Origin of the sequence: Oligella sp. HMSC09E12, assembly GCF_001808505.1 — a bacterium.
In the GTDB taxonomy this organism is placed as follows: Bacteria; Pseudomonadota; Gammaproteobacteria; order Burkholderiales; family Burkholderiaceae_B; genus Oligella; species Oligella urethralis.
Genome location: NZ_KV793600.1, coordinates 1 through 13,646, shown reverse-complemented (window position 1 = coordinate 13,646; position 13,646 = coordinate 1). Strand labels below are relative to the sequence as shown.

Genomic DNA, 13,646 nt, shown 5'->3' with positions numbered 1-13,646 from the left:
ATACACAAAGTTATCCACAACTTTTGTGGTTAATAACGGATACTGGTGGAAAAGTGTATTGGGAGCTTCAATAGAGAATATAAAGACAGCAAAAAGCCCATGTGCATTGTTGCGCACATGGGCTTGAGCTAATTGACTTGCTTAGTTAAAACGATGCTGTGATTAAGCCTTTTTAACTTCAGCGCGCCAGTAATGCAGTAAAGGCTCAGTGTAGCCGTTAGGCTGTTCTTTACCTTTAAAGATTAGGTCACTCGCCGCTTTGAAAGCAGCGGAACTTTGTTCATTGCCTGACATGGGGCGATATAAAGGGTCGCCAGCATTTTGTTCGTCAACGACTTTAGCCATGCGACGAAGTGCGGCGTCCACATCCGCTTTGCTGACCACGCCATGGGCTAACCAGTTGCAAATATGCTGACTGGAGATGCGTAGCGTGGCACGATCCTCCATCAAGCCGATATTGTGAATATCAGGCACTTTAGAGCAACCTACACCCTGATCAACCCAACGTACCACATAGCCTAAAATACCTTGGCAGTTGTTATCCAGCTCTTCTTGCTTTTCAGCATCAGACCATGAGGTATCCGTAGCGACCGGAATCGTTAATAAATCGTCCAGATAGTCCGTCTTGTCTTTTGCTTTTTCCGCTTGTACATCGAATACATTCACTTGGTGATAATGCAAGCTGTGGATAGTCGCACCGGTAGGTGAGGGTACCCAAGCGGTGGTAGCGCCAGATTGTGGGTGGGCGATTTTCTGTGCTAGCATGGCTTTCATAAGATCAGGCATGGCCCACATGCCCTTACCGATTTGTGCTTTGCCCTGCAGACCACATGCTAAACCAACCTGCACGTTATTGGCTTCATAGGCTTTGATCCATGGCGTTGCTTTCATATCACCTTTGCGGATCATTGGGCCAGCGAGCATTGAGGTGTGAATTTCGTCACCGGTGCGGTCTAAGAAACCGGTATTAATAAACACGCAACGCTCTTTTGCCTCGTAAATACATGCTTTAAGGTTAACCGAGGTACGACGCTCCTCATCCATAATCCCCATTTTGAGGGTGTTTTTAGGCAGCTTAGCTACACGCTCAGCCGCAGCAAAAAGCTCATTGGCAAAAGCCACTTCCTCAGGGCCGTGCATTTTAGGCTTAACTATATACACACTGCCATTGCGGCTGTTTTTATTGCTATCGCGTGCCTGATCGTAGCCCGCAATAATGGCGGTGACGACGGCATCTAAAATGCCCTCAGGGATCATATTGCCTGCTTCGTCCAACACGGCAGGGGTAGACATCAAATGACCCACATTGCGGCAGAACAATAGGGAGCGGCCTGGTAGTTTAAAAGGCTTTTGCTCGCTCGCACTTAAGTACTCGCGATCTTCGTTTAAACGACGGACAAAGACTTTACCGTCTTTAGCAATTTCTTCGTTTAGTTCACCGGTCATGAGGCCTAACCAATTACGATAAATTAAGGCTTTATCAGGACCGTCAACAGCAGCTACCGAATCTTCAAAGTCAATAATGGTGGATAGTGCCGCTTCCATTACAATATCCTTAATCCCGGCGGGATCTTGCTGGCCGATGGGGTGATTTTTATCGACTAGAATATCGAAATGTAAGCCGTTATGTAAGAAAACCATTGAGCTAGGTGCGGCGGCATCGCCATTAAAACCAACGAAGAGCTCATTATGCTTTAGCGTTGTTTCATGGTCATTGTTTAGTCTTACTTTGAGCTCACCATTTTCAATGCGGTAAGCAACGGCATCTGCGTGTGAACCCTCAACGAGCGGGATGCTCTCATCTAAGAAGCGACGCCCGAAAGCGATGACTTCAGCCCCGCGCTGTGGATTATATTCGCCAGTGGGCGCTAATTCACCGTCCTGATCAATGGCATCGGTGCCGTAAAGCGCATCGTACAGGCTGCCCCAGCGTGCATTGGCTGCATTGAGGGAGTAGCGGGCATTGGTTGCGGGTACGACGAGTTGCGGACCGGCTTGTTCGGCGATTTCACGGTCAACATTTTCTGTGCTGATCTTAAAATCGGCCGGTGCATCGACTAAGTAGCCAATTTCTTTTAAAAAGGCTTTGTAAGCCTCCATATCCTGAATAGGACCAGGATTTTGCTGATACCATTGATCGATTTTTGCTTGTAAGGCATCACGCTTTTCAAGTAAGGCCTTGTTTTTTGGTGATAGTGCTTTTACCAGATCGGAAAAGTTTTTCCAAAACTCATCACGGTCCAACTTGTGGGGGTGATTGGCTAAGATATCATTATTAATCAAATTGAAAAGTGTCTCTTCAACTTGTAAAGATTCTATTTTCTTGTACTGAGTCATAACATCGTCCAGAAAAAGTGTTAAACGAAATTGGCTTGCCGTAGCAAGCCAATTTCAAGACATAGAACTATTCGATAATAAAGCTTCTAATTTGATTTAGAAGTTGAATTGGTTCATTGTGTTGTCTTTACCAGAGGCTTTAAGTGCCGCATCACCTGAGAAGAACTCTTTGTGGTTATCACCGATATCAGAGCCCGCCATATTTTGGTGCTTAACGCAAGCAATACCCTGACGAATTTCTTCACGCTGAACACCTTTCACATAGGCAAGCATCGCTTCTTCAGGCGAGAAGTAGCCTTTGGCTAAGTTATCGGTTGAAAGGGCTGCGGTGTGGTACGTTGGTAGGGTGATCAAGTGGTGGAAAATACCAGCTTGAGCAGAACCGTCTTTTTGGAAGCTGCTAATTAGCTTATCAGCCTCTTCGCATAGCTCAGTACCATCATACTCGGCGCTCATAAGTGCATCACGTTTGTAGGCAGAAACGTCTTTGCCTTCTTCCTGCCATTTGTCGAAGACCTGTTGACGGAAGTTAAGTGTCCAGTTGAATGATGGGCTGTTGTTGTAGACGAGCTTCGCATTCGGCACGACCTCGCGAATACGATCCACCATCGCTTTAATCTGACCTACGTGAGGCTTCTCAGTCTCAATCCAGATCATATCAGCACCGTTTTGCAGTGAGGTGATGCAGTCAAGTACGACGCGGTCCTCACCAGTGCCCTTACGGAATTGGAAGAGATTGCTCGCTAAACGCTTAGGTCGTAATAATTTACCCTCACGCTTGATGATAATATCGCCATTAGCTAATTGATCAGCAGAGATTTCCTCACAGTCTAAGTAGCTATTGTACTGATCACCTAAATCACCTTCTTCATGTGTGATAGCGATTTGCTTAGTTAAGCCGGCACCTAAGGAGTCGGTACGAGCCACAATCACGCCGTTAGGAATACCTAACTCTAGGAAAGCGTAGCGCACGGCATTGATTTTGGATAAAAAGTCGTTGTGCGGCACAGTTACTTTACCGTCTTGGTGACCACATTGTTTCTCATCCGATACTTGGTTCTCGATCTGAATCGCACATGCACCGGCCTCAATCATTTTCTTAGCAAGTAAGTAAGTCGCTTCTTCGTTACCAAAACCAGCGTCAATATCCGCGATAATCGGCACAACATGGGTTTCAAAATTGTCGATTTGGTCGATGATTTCAGCTTCTTTTGCTTTATCGCCAGCTTCACGAGCAGCATCTAAGGCCGTGAAGAGTAAGTCTAATTCACGTGCATCGGCTTGACGTAAGAAGGTGTAAAGCTCCTCGATCAAGTCAGCAACAGAAGTTTTCTCGTGCATTGACTGATCCGGAAGTGGACCGAACTTAGAGCGTAAAGCAGCTACCATCCAGCCGGATAAGTATAAATACTTCTTATCCGTGGTTTTGAAGTGCTTTTTGATAGAAATTAATTTTTGCTGAGCAATAAAACCGTGCCAACAACCCAAAGACTGAGTGTATTTAGATGGATCAGCATCGTACTCTTCCATGTCTTTACGCATAATATCAGCAGTGTAACGTGCGATATCCAGACCATTTTGGAAACGGTTCATAATACGCATACGTGCAACAGCATCCGCATTGATAGCGTTCCAACCAGAGCCGGCTTGATTAATTTCTGCTTGAGCCTTTTGAACTTCAGCTTGATAGTTTTGAGTCATAACACTCTCCCTGTTGATTAATAAAAAATTTGTTGCGTTGTAGCGTACTAACCTAGTAAATTTGCTTATTTTTGGTCTTATACAAGACTTAATGCCTTGATAATACTAGGTTAGAAGCAGTCTTATATAAAACATAAGACTTATTGATGCATAGCAATAAATTAACGTAAAAAGCGACCGATGTAAATAGCAATTTCCCTTAGATTGTTAAATTAAGGGAAAACCATAGTATTTCGGATTTTTTGCTTAGGTAGAGTGACCTTGCTATCTTAAAAAACGGATATAGGCATGTGAAAAGGGCTAGGAGGGGATTGCTAAGCCTAAACTAAACTATCTTGGTGCAATAATGAAAAAGGGCCACTTCATTTGAAGTGACCCTTTAAATCTGGCGCGCCCGGCAGGAATTGAACCCACGACCTCTTGGTTCGTAGCCAAGCACTCTAATCCAACTGAGCTACGGGCGCTGAATTCATAATTATATGGTGCCTATTTGTATTTGTGAAGTATTTTTTTATAAAAAGTATGGCTTTTAATATTAACTGTTGTTTTTTCGTATGATAATAGGGGAACGGTCCTGGTCTTTAGCGTATAAGCGGCAGTGCCTATATCAATCAGGACTTTAAATATACGATTTCGATAGTATCTAATCTAATGCGCCTTGGTTTTAAGGGTAGTGTCAGAGCAATGCATTTATTTGGAGTAAATCAGTATGTCTAATACGCATCTAAGCATGACCATTGAGGGTATGACATGTGCCTCGTGTGTAGCCCGCATAGAGCGGCTAGTGGGACGTATGGAGGGCGTAGCAGCAATTAATGTCAATTTAGCCACTGAGCGAGCGGATATTGTTTTGGATGCCACTGCGCCTGCCGAGATTGATGCGATTAAGGCGGTGATTCATAAAGCTGGTTTTAGCGCAACGGTATTGACCCAGTCCTCGATGACAGGGACTGAGTCCGATGCACGCTCGCCTGTTGACAGCTCATGGGTGGAGCAGTTAGCGCAACGCAAAGATCGAGAAGAAGCGCTTTTAAAAAGGGATTTGATCGTTGCCTTGCTGCTTAGTCTACCGGTGTTTATTTTGGAGATGGGTGCGCATTTAATACCCGCCATGCAGCAATGGGTAGACACTCGCATCGGTTTGCAAAATAGCTGGTATTTACAATTTTTATTAACCAGCTTGGTATTAAGTTTTCCCGGTCGCCGCTTTTATCAAATCGGTATTCCTGCCTTATTGCGTATGGGACCAGATATGAATTCTTTGGTTGCTATCGGTACGCTAGCGGCTTATGGTTTTTCAGTGGTAGCCACGTTTTTCCCTTTTGTGCTGCCAACGGGTGCAGTCCATGTCTATTATGAGTCGGCAGCGGTGATCGTCACCTTGATTTTATTCGGTCGCTATTTAGAGGCTAAAGCCAAAGGTCGTACCTCAGCAGCAATTCAGCGTTTAGTTGGGCTCCAGCCCAAGGAGGCCCGGGTACTACGTAACGGCGAGTGGCAGCAAATAGCGCTCGCAGAGGTGCAGTTAGATGACGTGTTACAAGTGCGTCCCGGTGAACGAATTGCGGTAGACGGTATCTTGCTGGAGGGGCAGAGCTTTGTTGATGAAGCCATGATTAGCGGTGAGCCGATTCCCGTTGAAAAAGTGCCGGGTAGCCAGTTAATTGGTGGCACCATTAATCAGCAGGGTGCTTTTACTTTTAAGGCAAGTGCTGTAGGAGAGAAGACGGTTTTGTCGCAGATTATTAGTTTGGTAGAGCAGGCACAAGCGGCTAAATTACCAATTCAATCGGTCGTCAATCGCGTCACCTATTTCTTTGTGCCAACGGTCATCTTATTAGCCTTTATCACCTTTGTACTATGGTTGGTGTTGGGACCGCAACCAGCCTTAAGCTATGCGCTTGTCAATGCCGTGGCGGTATTGATTATTGCTTGCCCATGTGCGATGGGCTTGGCGACACCGACTTCAATTATGGTGGGTACAGGGCGCGGTGCCGAGTTGGGTGTGTTATTTCGCAAAGGCGATGCCTTACAAAGCCTTAAAGATGCTAAGGTAGTGGCAGTCGACAAAACAGGTACCTTAACCCTGGGTCGTCCAACCATGACGGCACTTGAGACTGCTGCGGGCTTTCAGCGCTCTGAGGTATTAGCCTTAATCGCTGCAGTAGAGCAGCAATCTGAGCATCCGATTGCGCATGCGATTGTGGCAGCGGCTGAGGCTGAAGGGCTGAGCCTTCCTACACTAACTCAGTTTGAAGCCATTAGCGGGATGGGGGTAAGAGCGCAGGTCGAGGGTCGCAGCGTTGCGATCGGCGCAGATCGCTTCATGCGCTCTTTAGGCTTAGATCCTAGTCAGTTTGAAGCGACTGCCTTGCGTTTAGCGAATGAGGCTCAGTCGCCGATGTATGCAGCTATTGATGGTAAATTGGCTGCCATTATTGCGGTCTCCGATCCCATTAAGGAGAGTACCCCCGCAGCGGTTCAGGCCTTGCACGACTTAGGTCTTAAGGTAGTGATGATTACTGGGGATAAGCAACAAACTGCGGAAGCCATCGCTAAGCGTCTTGGTATTGATGAGGTGGTGGCAGAGGTGTTGCCGCAGGATAAACTGGAGCAGATTAACGCTTTACGTAAGCAATATGGTGCGGTTGCCTTTGTGGGTGATGGGATTAATGATGCACCAGCACTAGCTGAAGCCGATGTGGGTATTGCCATCGGTACCGGTACGGATGTGGCAATGGAAGCGGCGGATGTGGTGCTGATGTCGGGTAGCCTAAATGGCGTGCCTAATGCCCTTGCTCTTTCGCAGGCGACCATAAAAAATATCCATCAGAACTTATTTTGGGCCTTTGTCTATAATACAGCGCTGATACCCGTGGCGGCCGGTATTCTCTATCCGTTTAAGGGGATCTTGTTGTCGCCTATGTTTGCTGCTGGGGCAATGGCTTTGTCAAGCGTCTTCGTGCTGACGAATGCCTTGCGTTTAAAAAGCTTTAAAGCGCCTCTATAGGCTAGTTGTACCGGGGAGCGTAGTTTATGATGCATATGGTGAGCGCTCACCCGCTATAAAAATTAAAATTAGTTTAGGCTTCTAATTAATCCTACTGCTAAGCCCTCAATCGCAAACTCATCTTGGGGAGTGACGATAATGGGCGCAAAATGCTGATTTTCGGCGATGAGCGTGATGCGATTTGCACCCTTTTGAAAGCGCTTAACCGTCACATCGTCATTAATCCGGGCCACGATAATTTGGCCATTATGTGCGGATTGGCTCTTTTTAACCGCTAGTAAGTCGCCATCATAAATTCCTATATCAATCATCGACTCACCGCGTACACGCAGCAGATAGTCGGCCTTATCTTCAAACATGGCAGGATCGACAGGAATCTCCTTTTCAATATGTGCTTGCGCCAAGATGGGGCTACCCGCAGCAACTCGACCGATCAAGGGTAGGGTAGTCAGTCGCTCGCTTAATTCGGCTGCGGCAGCGCTTGCCGTGGCGGGAGTCGTAGCTTCTAAGTCGGGGTTTAGTCGTATGCCACGAGAGGTGCCGGGTGTCAAAATAATCGCGCCTTTTTTAGCTAGGGCCTTAAGATGATCCTCGGCTGCATTAGCAGAGCGAAAGCCTAAGCTCTGAGCAATCTCGGCGCGTGTGGGTGGAAAGCCAGTGCGACGAATGCTGGCTTGAATCAGGTCAAAGACTTCCTGCTGTCGGGCAGTGAGTTTGATGCTCATGGTACTCCGAAATAGAAAATGACTGTACATCTGTACAGTCATTTTCTATCATAATGCAGATAAATGCAAGCACTATTTAGACCACAGCCTCTGATTAAAGCACAGTTGCAATGGCCTTAGCGACATAATCAATGTTGTTTGAGTTTAATGCGGCGACACAAATACGACCCGAATCCACGGCATAAATGCCGAATTCCTCACGCAAGCGTTCGACTTGATTCTTGGTGAGACCAGAGTAGGAGAACATGCCATTTTGCGCCAAAATAAAGGAAAAGTCCTGGCTCACGCCAGCCGCCTTGATCTTTTGAACTAATTGTTCGCGCATGCTACGAATACGGCAACGCATCTCACTCAGCTCCTCTTCCCATAGGGCGAATAGCTCGGGTGAGTTAAGTACACTGGCGACCACCGTTGCTCCATGCGTTGGTGGATTAGAATAGTTGGTACGAATTACGGTCTTAATCTGACTCAATACCTTAGTCGCAATCTCTTTAGAATCAGTAGTGAGGGTTAATGCGCCGACACGTTCACCATACAGTGAAAAAGACTTGGAAAATGAGGAGCTAACTAACATCTCAATGCCAGATTCAGCAAATAGACGTACCACTTGGGCATCTTCCTCAAGTCCCGCACCAAAACCCTGATAAGCAATATCCAAAAAGGGGATAAGCTGACGCGATTTGATAATCGCTAAGAGCTCCTGCCATTGGGCTAAGCTAGGATCCACACCGGTTGGATTATGGCAGCAGGCATGTAAAATCAGAATGCTGCGCGGTGCCAGGCTTTCAAAATGTGCCTTCATCGCCTCAAAGTCCAAGCTGTGTGTGGCAGCTGAATAATAGGGATAAGTAGCTACCTGAAAGCCGGCGTTTTCAAAAATAGCGCGGTGATTTTGCCAACTTGGATCACTGATATAAACGGTCGCATCCGGGACGATCGTTTTTAAAAAATCTGCCCCGATTTTAAGCGCACCGGTACCACCGATGGATTCAATAGTGATTGCACGACCTTCAGCGATCAAGGAGGAGTCTGCACCTAAAAGAAGCTTTTGGGCACCTAGGTTATAAGCAGCTAAGCCCTCAATTGGTAAATAGCCGCGTGGCAAAGCCCCCTCAAAATGTAATTGCTCAGCGGTACGTACGGCTTTGAGTAAAGGCAGGCGACCAGCGTCGTCACTGTAAACCCCAATGCCGAGGTTGACCTTTTGCGGGCGGGGGTCGGTGTTAAACTGCTCATTAAGACCTAAGATAGGATCGCGTGGAGCCATGGCCACGTTTTGGTATAGACTACTCATCGTATGTACACACCTGATTTTGAAAATAAAGAATAAAAAAGCGATAATGGTTTATTGCCCAATGGGCGCATCCACAACAAATAATTATATCAAATGAGCCAAGCAAAATTTGTAGAATTTCCTAATAGCCCCTTTCAACTTTATCAACCATTTCCACCTGCCGGCGACCAACCGGGAGCGATTGATACGCTGGTTGAGGGGATTAATGACGGCTTAATGTTTCAAACATTATTGGGGGTCACTGGTTCGGGTAAAACCTATACCATGGCCAATGTGATTGCACGCTTAGGTAGGCCAGCGTTGATTTTGGCCCCGAATAAAACCCTGGCGGCCCAGCTTTATGCGGAGATGCGTGAGTTCTTCCCACACAATGCGGTGGAGTATTTCGTCTCTTACTATGATTATTATCAACCAGAGGCCTATGTGCCAGCGCGTGATTTATTTATAGAAAAAGACTCTTCGGTAAATGAGCATATTGAGCAGATGCGCTTATCGGCTACCAAAAGTTTATTGGAGCGACGTGACACCATTGTGGTAGGTACGGTGTCGACAATTTATGGTATCGGTAATCAAAGCGATTATCATGCGATGATTTTATTGCTTAGACGGGCTGATGAAATCCCTCGTAACGAGCTATTGGCACGGCTAGTAGCCATGCAGTATGAACGTAATGATATGGACTTTAGCCGCGGTACCTTCCGAGTACGGGGTGATGTGATTGATATATTCCCTTCGGAAAACGCTGAATTAGCAGTGCGCTTAAGTATGTTTGATGATGAAATTGAGCGCATTGAGCTATTTGATCCCTTGACTGGGCGAGTGCGTCAGGAGATTCCTCGCTTTACGATTTATCCAAGTTCTCATTTTGTGACGCCGCGGGCTACTATTTTGCGGGCGATTGAAACCATTAAAGAGGAGCTGCGGGAGCGCAAGCAGTATTACTACGATCAAGGCATGTTGGTTGAGGCGCAGCGGATTGAACAGCGTACCTTATTTGACTTGGAAATGATGCAGGAGTTGGGCTTTTGTAAGGGCATTGAAAACTACTCGCGACACTTGTCAGGCGCAGCCCCGGGTGAGCCACCGGCTACCTTAATTGATTATTTACCACAAGACGCCTTGATGTTTTTTGATGAGAGTCATGTCATGATGGGACAATTACGCGGCATGTACCGTGGTGACCGTTCGCGTAAGGAAACGCTAGTGCAATTCGGTTTCCGTTTACCCTCCGCCTTAGATAATCGCCCCTTAAGAATTGAAGAATTTGAGCAACGCATGCGCCAAAGCGTGTTTGTTTCTGCTACCCCGGCTGACTATGAGTTGGCGCATTCAGATCAGGTGGTGGAGCAGGTGGTACGACCGACGGGTTTAGTGGATCCGGTGGTTGAAGTGCGCCCTGCACTGACTCAGGTGGATGATTTGCTGGGTGAGGCGAAAGAGCGTATTGCCGTGGGTGAACGCGTGTTAGTGACGACTTTAACTAAACGTATGGCCGAGGATCTGACCGAGTATTTAGAGGAAAATGGTCTGAAAGTACGTTATTTGCATTCGGATATTGATACGGTGGAGCGGGTTGAAATTATTCGTGATTTGCGCTTGGGCACCTTTGATATTCTAGTGGGCATTAACCTCCTAAGAGAGGGCTTAGATATTCCAGAGGTATCGTTGGTGGCGATTTTGGATGCGGATAAGGAGGGTTTTTTACGCTCCGATCGTAGCTTAATTCAGACCATTGGTCGTGCCGCACGTAACTTAAACGGTAAAGCGATTTTATATGCGGATCGCATCACTGACTCCATGGCTAGAGCGATTGATGAAACCGAGCGACGTCGCCTTAAGCAAATCACCTTTAATGAGGAGCATGGTATTACCCCAGTTGGGGTGCATAAAGCAGTTAAGGAGATGATTGACGGGGTAATGACACCGTTGGAGGAGCCTAGCATGGCGCTCTCACAAGATGATATAAAGCGCTTTATTAAGGACGAAAAGGCCCTCAGTCGAGAGCTTAAGCGCTTAGAAAAACAAATGTTGGATCATGCCAAAAACCTGGAGTTTGAACAGGCGGCGGTGGTGCGTGATCAGTTACAACGGTTAAAGCAAGAAGTTTTGTTAAACTCATAGGGCTCTACTGGGGTTTTCTTATTAATCCAGGTATGATTAGTTTTTAATTTAGTTTATTCAATGTGATCGATGCGTATTACTCCGCTTTCTAAAAAAATCATTGTTATTGTTGCTGCGGTTACTTTTGCCTTGGTGGCTTTGGCGGGTCTGATGCCGCCAACCAAAAGTTTACCCGAGGAAATCCCTGCGGCGCCTCAAGAAATAGAAGAGGGCAAGGTGATTAGCAAGCAAAAGCAGGAAGAGATTATGGTACGTTCACTGACCAATTTCTCGCATGATATTGACGATGATTTGCAACATGGCGCTCAATACACAGGCTACATTAAAGGTGCGGGTAATGCCATTTTTCGACTGCATGCAACGGCTGGTCAGGAATTGCTAGCGGAGTTGGCGGCTCAGGAAAGTCAGACCTTTGAGATGCTCCTATTTAGTAATGTCAGCAGTAGTGTGTATACCTTGATTAGCGGTGAGCCTTATACCATTCCCGCCACCGGGCTGTATGAAATACGTTTAGTATTCCGCACGCATATTGAATCAATTCAAGCTCAAGAGGCTGAAAATCAACAGGCAGTGCCCCAGCTCTTTAATATTTCCTTAAGATTAAAATAAATGGCAGCGAGTAGGTGATGAAAAATAAACCCTTAGCAGTGATAGTCTTTGAAGATGATGGTAACGAAGCGGTGATGACCATGTGGAATGCGGTTGCCGCAATGAAGCAAAGGCAGCTCAGGGTGGGTGGCTTATTAAATAAAAAAGACGCTGCGGGTGGCTATATTGGTGAGGTGATTTGCTCGGTGAATGACGATCGTGAATACACGATACTTGTTAGTCGAGGTGCCGGTGCTAGTGGGTGTCGGCTTGATAGCGTGGCGTTAGCAGAGTCCAGTGAGGTACCTCGTGAGGCTTTGGATCAAGGGGTAGATGTCTTAGTGATTAATAAATTTGGGGTTGCTGAGGCAGAGGGCAATGGCTTACTTGCGGAAATGACACGCGCCGCCAGTGAGGGGGTGCCGGTGCTAGCAGCTGTACACCAAAAATATGCTGATGCTTGGCGCAGTTACAGTGGTGACTTAGGAGTTGAGCTCTTTCCTATGGTAGAGGAAGTGATGGCTTGGTTGGATGCACAACTCGCCGAGGATTAGCCCGATTTGAGCAAAAGGAGGAGCCATATGTCACAACGTCGCATTTTACCAGACCTTGATATGAGCCAATGGTATAAAGATTATATGGCGCACATTGGCTTTGCAGAGCAGCCGCCAGCACGTTGGGATCAGCGTGCGCATTCCATGCAGCAAAAAGGGCTGGTGGTCTCCCCCTATATCAAAGCCTTTATGGACCGCATTGATTTTAACGGTATCGCTACGGTGCTAGATGTGGGTTCGGGTAATGGTGTTTTAGCCATGCAAATGGCGCCCTTGGTTGAGCATGTCTATTGCCTAGACTATAGCCGTGTGATGTTAGATTATGTGGAGCTTAATGCGCGTGCTGCCGGGATTGAAAATATCAGTACCATCCACTTAGCCAAAGAAGATGATTGGCAAGGCAAGGTGCCTCAGGTGGATATATTAATATCCTCACGTTCAGGTTTAGATGCGGATGTAGCGGCATTATTTGCTAAGTTTCAGCGCTACGCTAAAAAGCATATTTACTACTCCTACTTGGTGGGTGGTCGCTTTGATCAGCCAGTCATCGCTGAGCGCTTAAATAAGCAGCAAGCGCCTTATCCTGATTATATTCATATTGTTAATGTGCTCTATGAAATGGGCATTGACCCTAGCCTAAGCTTTGTACAAGCGGCCGGTCGTTTGGCAAGCTGCACCGATGAAGCCGCTTTTTTAAAACAAATGGAGCAGCAGTACGGTCAGTTGGAGGCGGAGCAAATCGCCTTATTAAAAGACTTTTTTGAAGCAGAAAAGTCACATTTTGGTGATGCTAAATACGGGATGAAATGGACCTTAATTGATTGGCCCGTGCCATCATCCATGGGCTAGCACACTGCCTAGAGGAGTGGCTTAGCCCGTGATGACTTGGACCGCCTATGATTGCTTTTTCTCACCACCAAGGGCGCTGCTAAGATCCTCAAGTAAGCCTGAAAATTCCTTGCACATCAAGGTCATATCCGCTTCATAGCGTTCAATCTCATCGGCGCCACTCGGGTTGCGCTGTTCATCTAGAATGTCCAACGCCTGTATGCGCTTAATTTCCATGGTGTCATTCAGTACAAAACTGATACGATCGCGCCAAGTTAAACCAAGCTTAGTGACAATTTTACCGCTCTCAATATGCTTAGTTACTTCCTCTTGGCCTGGAATCACATTGCTAAAACGTACCGTCGCACGATCCTCTTGGGTTGATTTAAACTCCACCTGAGGTTCCAAATTAAAGCCTGCCGGCGCCTCATCACTAAAGATCCATTCTGTCATCGCGGTGCTAGGAGAGACTTCGGTCATAAAAGACT

Annotated in this window: 10 protein-coding genes and 1 tRNA gene; 5 read left to right on the top strand and 6 right to left on the bottom strand. The window is 46.7% G+C overall.

The features are described 5' to 3' along the window. Positions 1-162 precede the first annotated feature (162 nt). From HMPREF3179_RS09100 to HMPREF3179_RS09090, 3 genes are all read right to left on the bottom strand, one after another. Positions 163-2,337 carry a malate synthase G gene (locus tag HMPREF3179_RS09100; protein ID WP_070470832.1) on the bottom strand — a complete coding sequence of 725 codons (2,175 nt, stop codon included), beginning with the start codon at positions 2,335-2,337 and terminating at the stop codon, positions 163-165. 96 nt (positions 2,338-2,433) lie between these two features. Continuing rightward, complete coding sequence (locus HMPREF3179_RS09095) at positions 2,434-4,038, bottom strand: isocitrate lyase (RefSeq protein ID WP_018026163.1); 1,605 nt, start codon at positions 4,036-4,038, stop codon at positions 2,434-2,436. Positions 4,039-4,424: 386 nt separating this feature from the next. Continuing rightward, positions 4,425-4,502 (bottom strand) — tRNA-Arg (locus HMPREF3179_RS09090). Positions 4,503-4,747: 245 nt separating this feature from the next. Here HMPREF3179_RS09090 and HMPREF3179_RS09085 point away from each other — a divergent pair. Further along, positions 4,748-7,048, top strand: coding sequence for a heavy metal translocating P-type ATPase (locus HMPREF3179_RS09085; protein WP_070470830.1), 2,301 nt, complete (start codon positions 4,748-4,750; stop codon positions 7,046-7,048). 68 nt (positions 7,049-7,116) lie between these two features. Here HMPREF3179_RS09085 and lexA read toward each other — a convergent pair whose 3' ends face one another. Further along, complete coding sequence (lexA, locus tag HMPREF3179_RS09080) at positions 7,117-7,773, bottom strand: transcriptional repressor LexA (RefSeq protein WP_026156793.1); 657 nt, start codon at positions 7,771-7,773, stop codon at positions 7,117-7,119. A gap of 94 nt (positions 7,774-7,867) precedes the next feature. Continuing rightward, positions 7,868-9,067, bottom strand: a complete 1,200-nt coding sequence (locus HMPREF3179_RS09075; RefSeq protein ID WP_070470827.1) for an amino acid aminotransferase — start codon at positions 9,065-9,067, stop codon at positions 7,868-7,870. A 93-nt stretch (positions 9,068-9,160) separates the two neighbouring features. Here HMPREF3179_RS09075 and uvrB point away from each other — a divergent pair, with 93 nt between their 5' ends. The 4 genes from uvrB (at position 9,161) to HMPREF3179_RS09055 (ending at position 13,179) form a co-directional block, all read left to right on the top strand. Then, positions 9,161-11,188, top strand: a complete 2,028-nt coding sequence (gene uvrB / locus HMPREF3179_RS09070) for an excinuclease ABC subunit UvrB (protein WP_070470825.1) — start codon at positions 9,161-9,163, stop codon at positions 11,186-11,188. A gap of 69 nt (positions 11,189-11,257) precedes the next feature. Further along, positions 11,258-11,797 carry a hypothetical protein gene (locus HMPREF3179_RS09065; protein ID WP_018026159.1) on the top strand — a complete coding sequence of 180 codons (540 nt, stop codon included), beginning with the start codon at positions 11,258-11,260 and terminating at the stop codon, positions 11,795-11,797. A 17-nt stretch (positions 11,798-11,814) separates the two neighbouring features. Continuing rightward, a complete protein-coding gene (locus HMPREF3179_RS09060) occupies positions 11,815-12,330 on the top strand; it encodes a DUF2478 domain-containing protein (protein WP_018026158.1) in 516 nt (171 codons plus the stop codon). A 27-nt stretch (positions 12,331-12,357) separates the two neighbouring features. Further along, positions 12,358-13,179 carry a class I SAM-dependent methyltransferase gene (locus tag HMPREF3179_RS09055; RefSeq protein WP_070470824.1) on the top strand — a complete coding sequence of 274 codons (822 nt, stop codon included), beginning with the start codon at positions 12,358-12,360 and terminating at the stop codon, positions 13,177-13,179. Positions 13,180-13,224: 45 nt separating this feature from the next. Here HMPREF3179_RS09055 and HMPREF3179_RS09050 read toward each other — a convergent pair. After that, on the bottom strand, positions 13,225-13,646 hold a 422-nt coding region (locus tag HMPREF3179_RS09050), incomplete at its 5' end, for a recombination-associated protein RdgC (RefSeq protein WP_141743463.1).

What these genes read in the sequence shown, in the direction of transcription:
- HMPREF3179_RS09065 (WP_018026159.1), top strand. Translation starts at nt 11,258, where the DNA reads ATGCGTATTACTCCGCTTTCTAAAAAAATCATTGTTATTGTTGCTGCG.
- HMPREF3179_RS09055 (WP_070470824.1), top strand. Translation starts at nt 12,358, where the DNA reads ATGTCACAACGTCGCATTTTACCAGACCTTGATATGAGCCAATGGTAT.
- HMPREF3179_RS09060 (WP_018026158.1), top strand. Translation starts at nt 11,815, where the DNA reads ATGAAAAATAAACCCTTAGCAGTGATAGTCTTTGAAGATGATGGTAAC.
- HMPREF3179_RS09095 (WP_018026163.1), bottom strand. Translation starts at nt 4,038, where the DNA reads ATGACTCAAAACTATCAAGCTGAAGTTCAAAAGGCTCAAGCAGAAATT.
- HMPREF3179_RS09100 (WP_070470832.1), bottom strand. Translation starts at nt 2,337, where the DNA reads ATGACTCAGTACAAGAAAATAGAATCTTTACAAGTTGAAGAGACACTT.
- HMPREF3179_RS09085 (WP_070470830.1), top strand. Translation starts at nt 4,748, where the DNA reads ATGTCTAATACGCATCTAAGCATGACCATTGAGGGTATGACATGTGCC.
- HMPREF3179_RS09075 (WP_070470827.1), bottom strand. Translation starts at nt 9,067, where the DNA reads ATGAGTAGTCTATACCAAAACGTGGCCATGGCTCCACGCGATCCTATC.
- lexA (WP_026156793.1), bottom strand. Translation starts at nt 7,773, where the DNA reads ATGAGCATCAAACTCACTGCCCGACAGCAGGAAGTCTTTGACCTGATT.
- uvrB (WP_070470825.1), top strand. Translation starts at nt 9,161, where the DNA reads ATGAGCCAAGCAAAATTTGTAGAATTTCCTAATAGCCCCTTTCAACTT.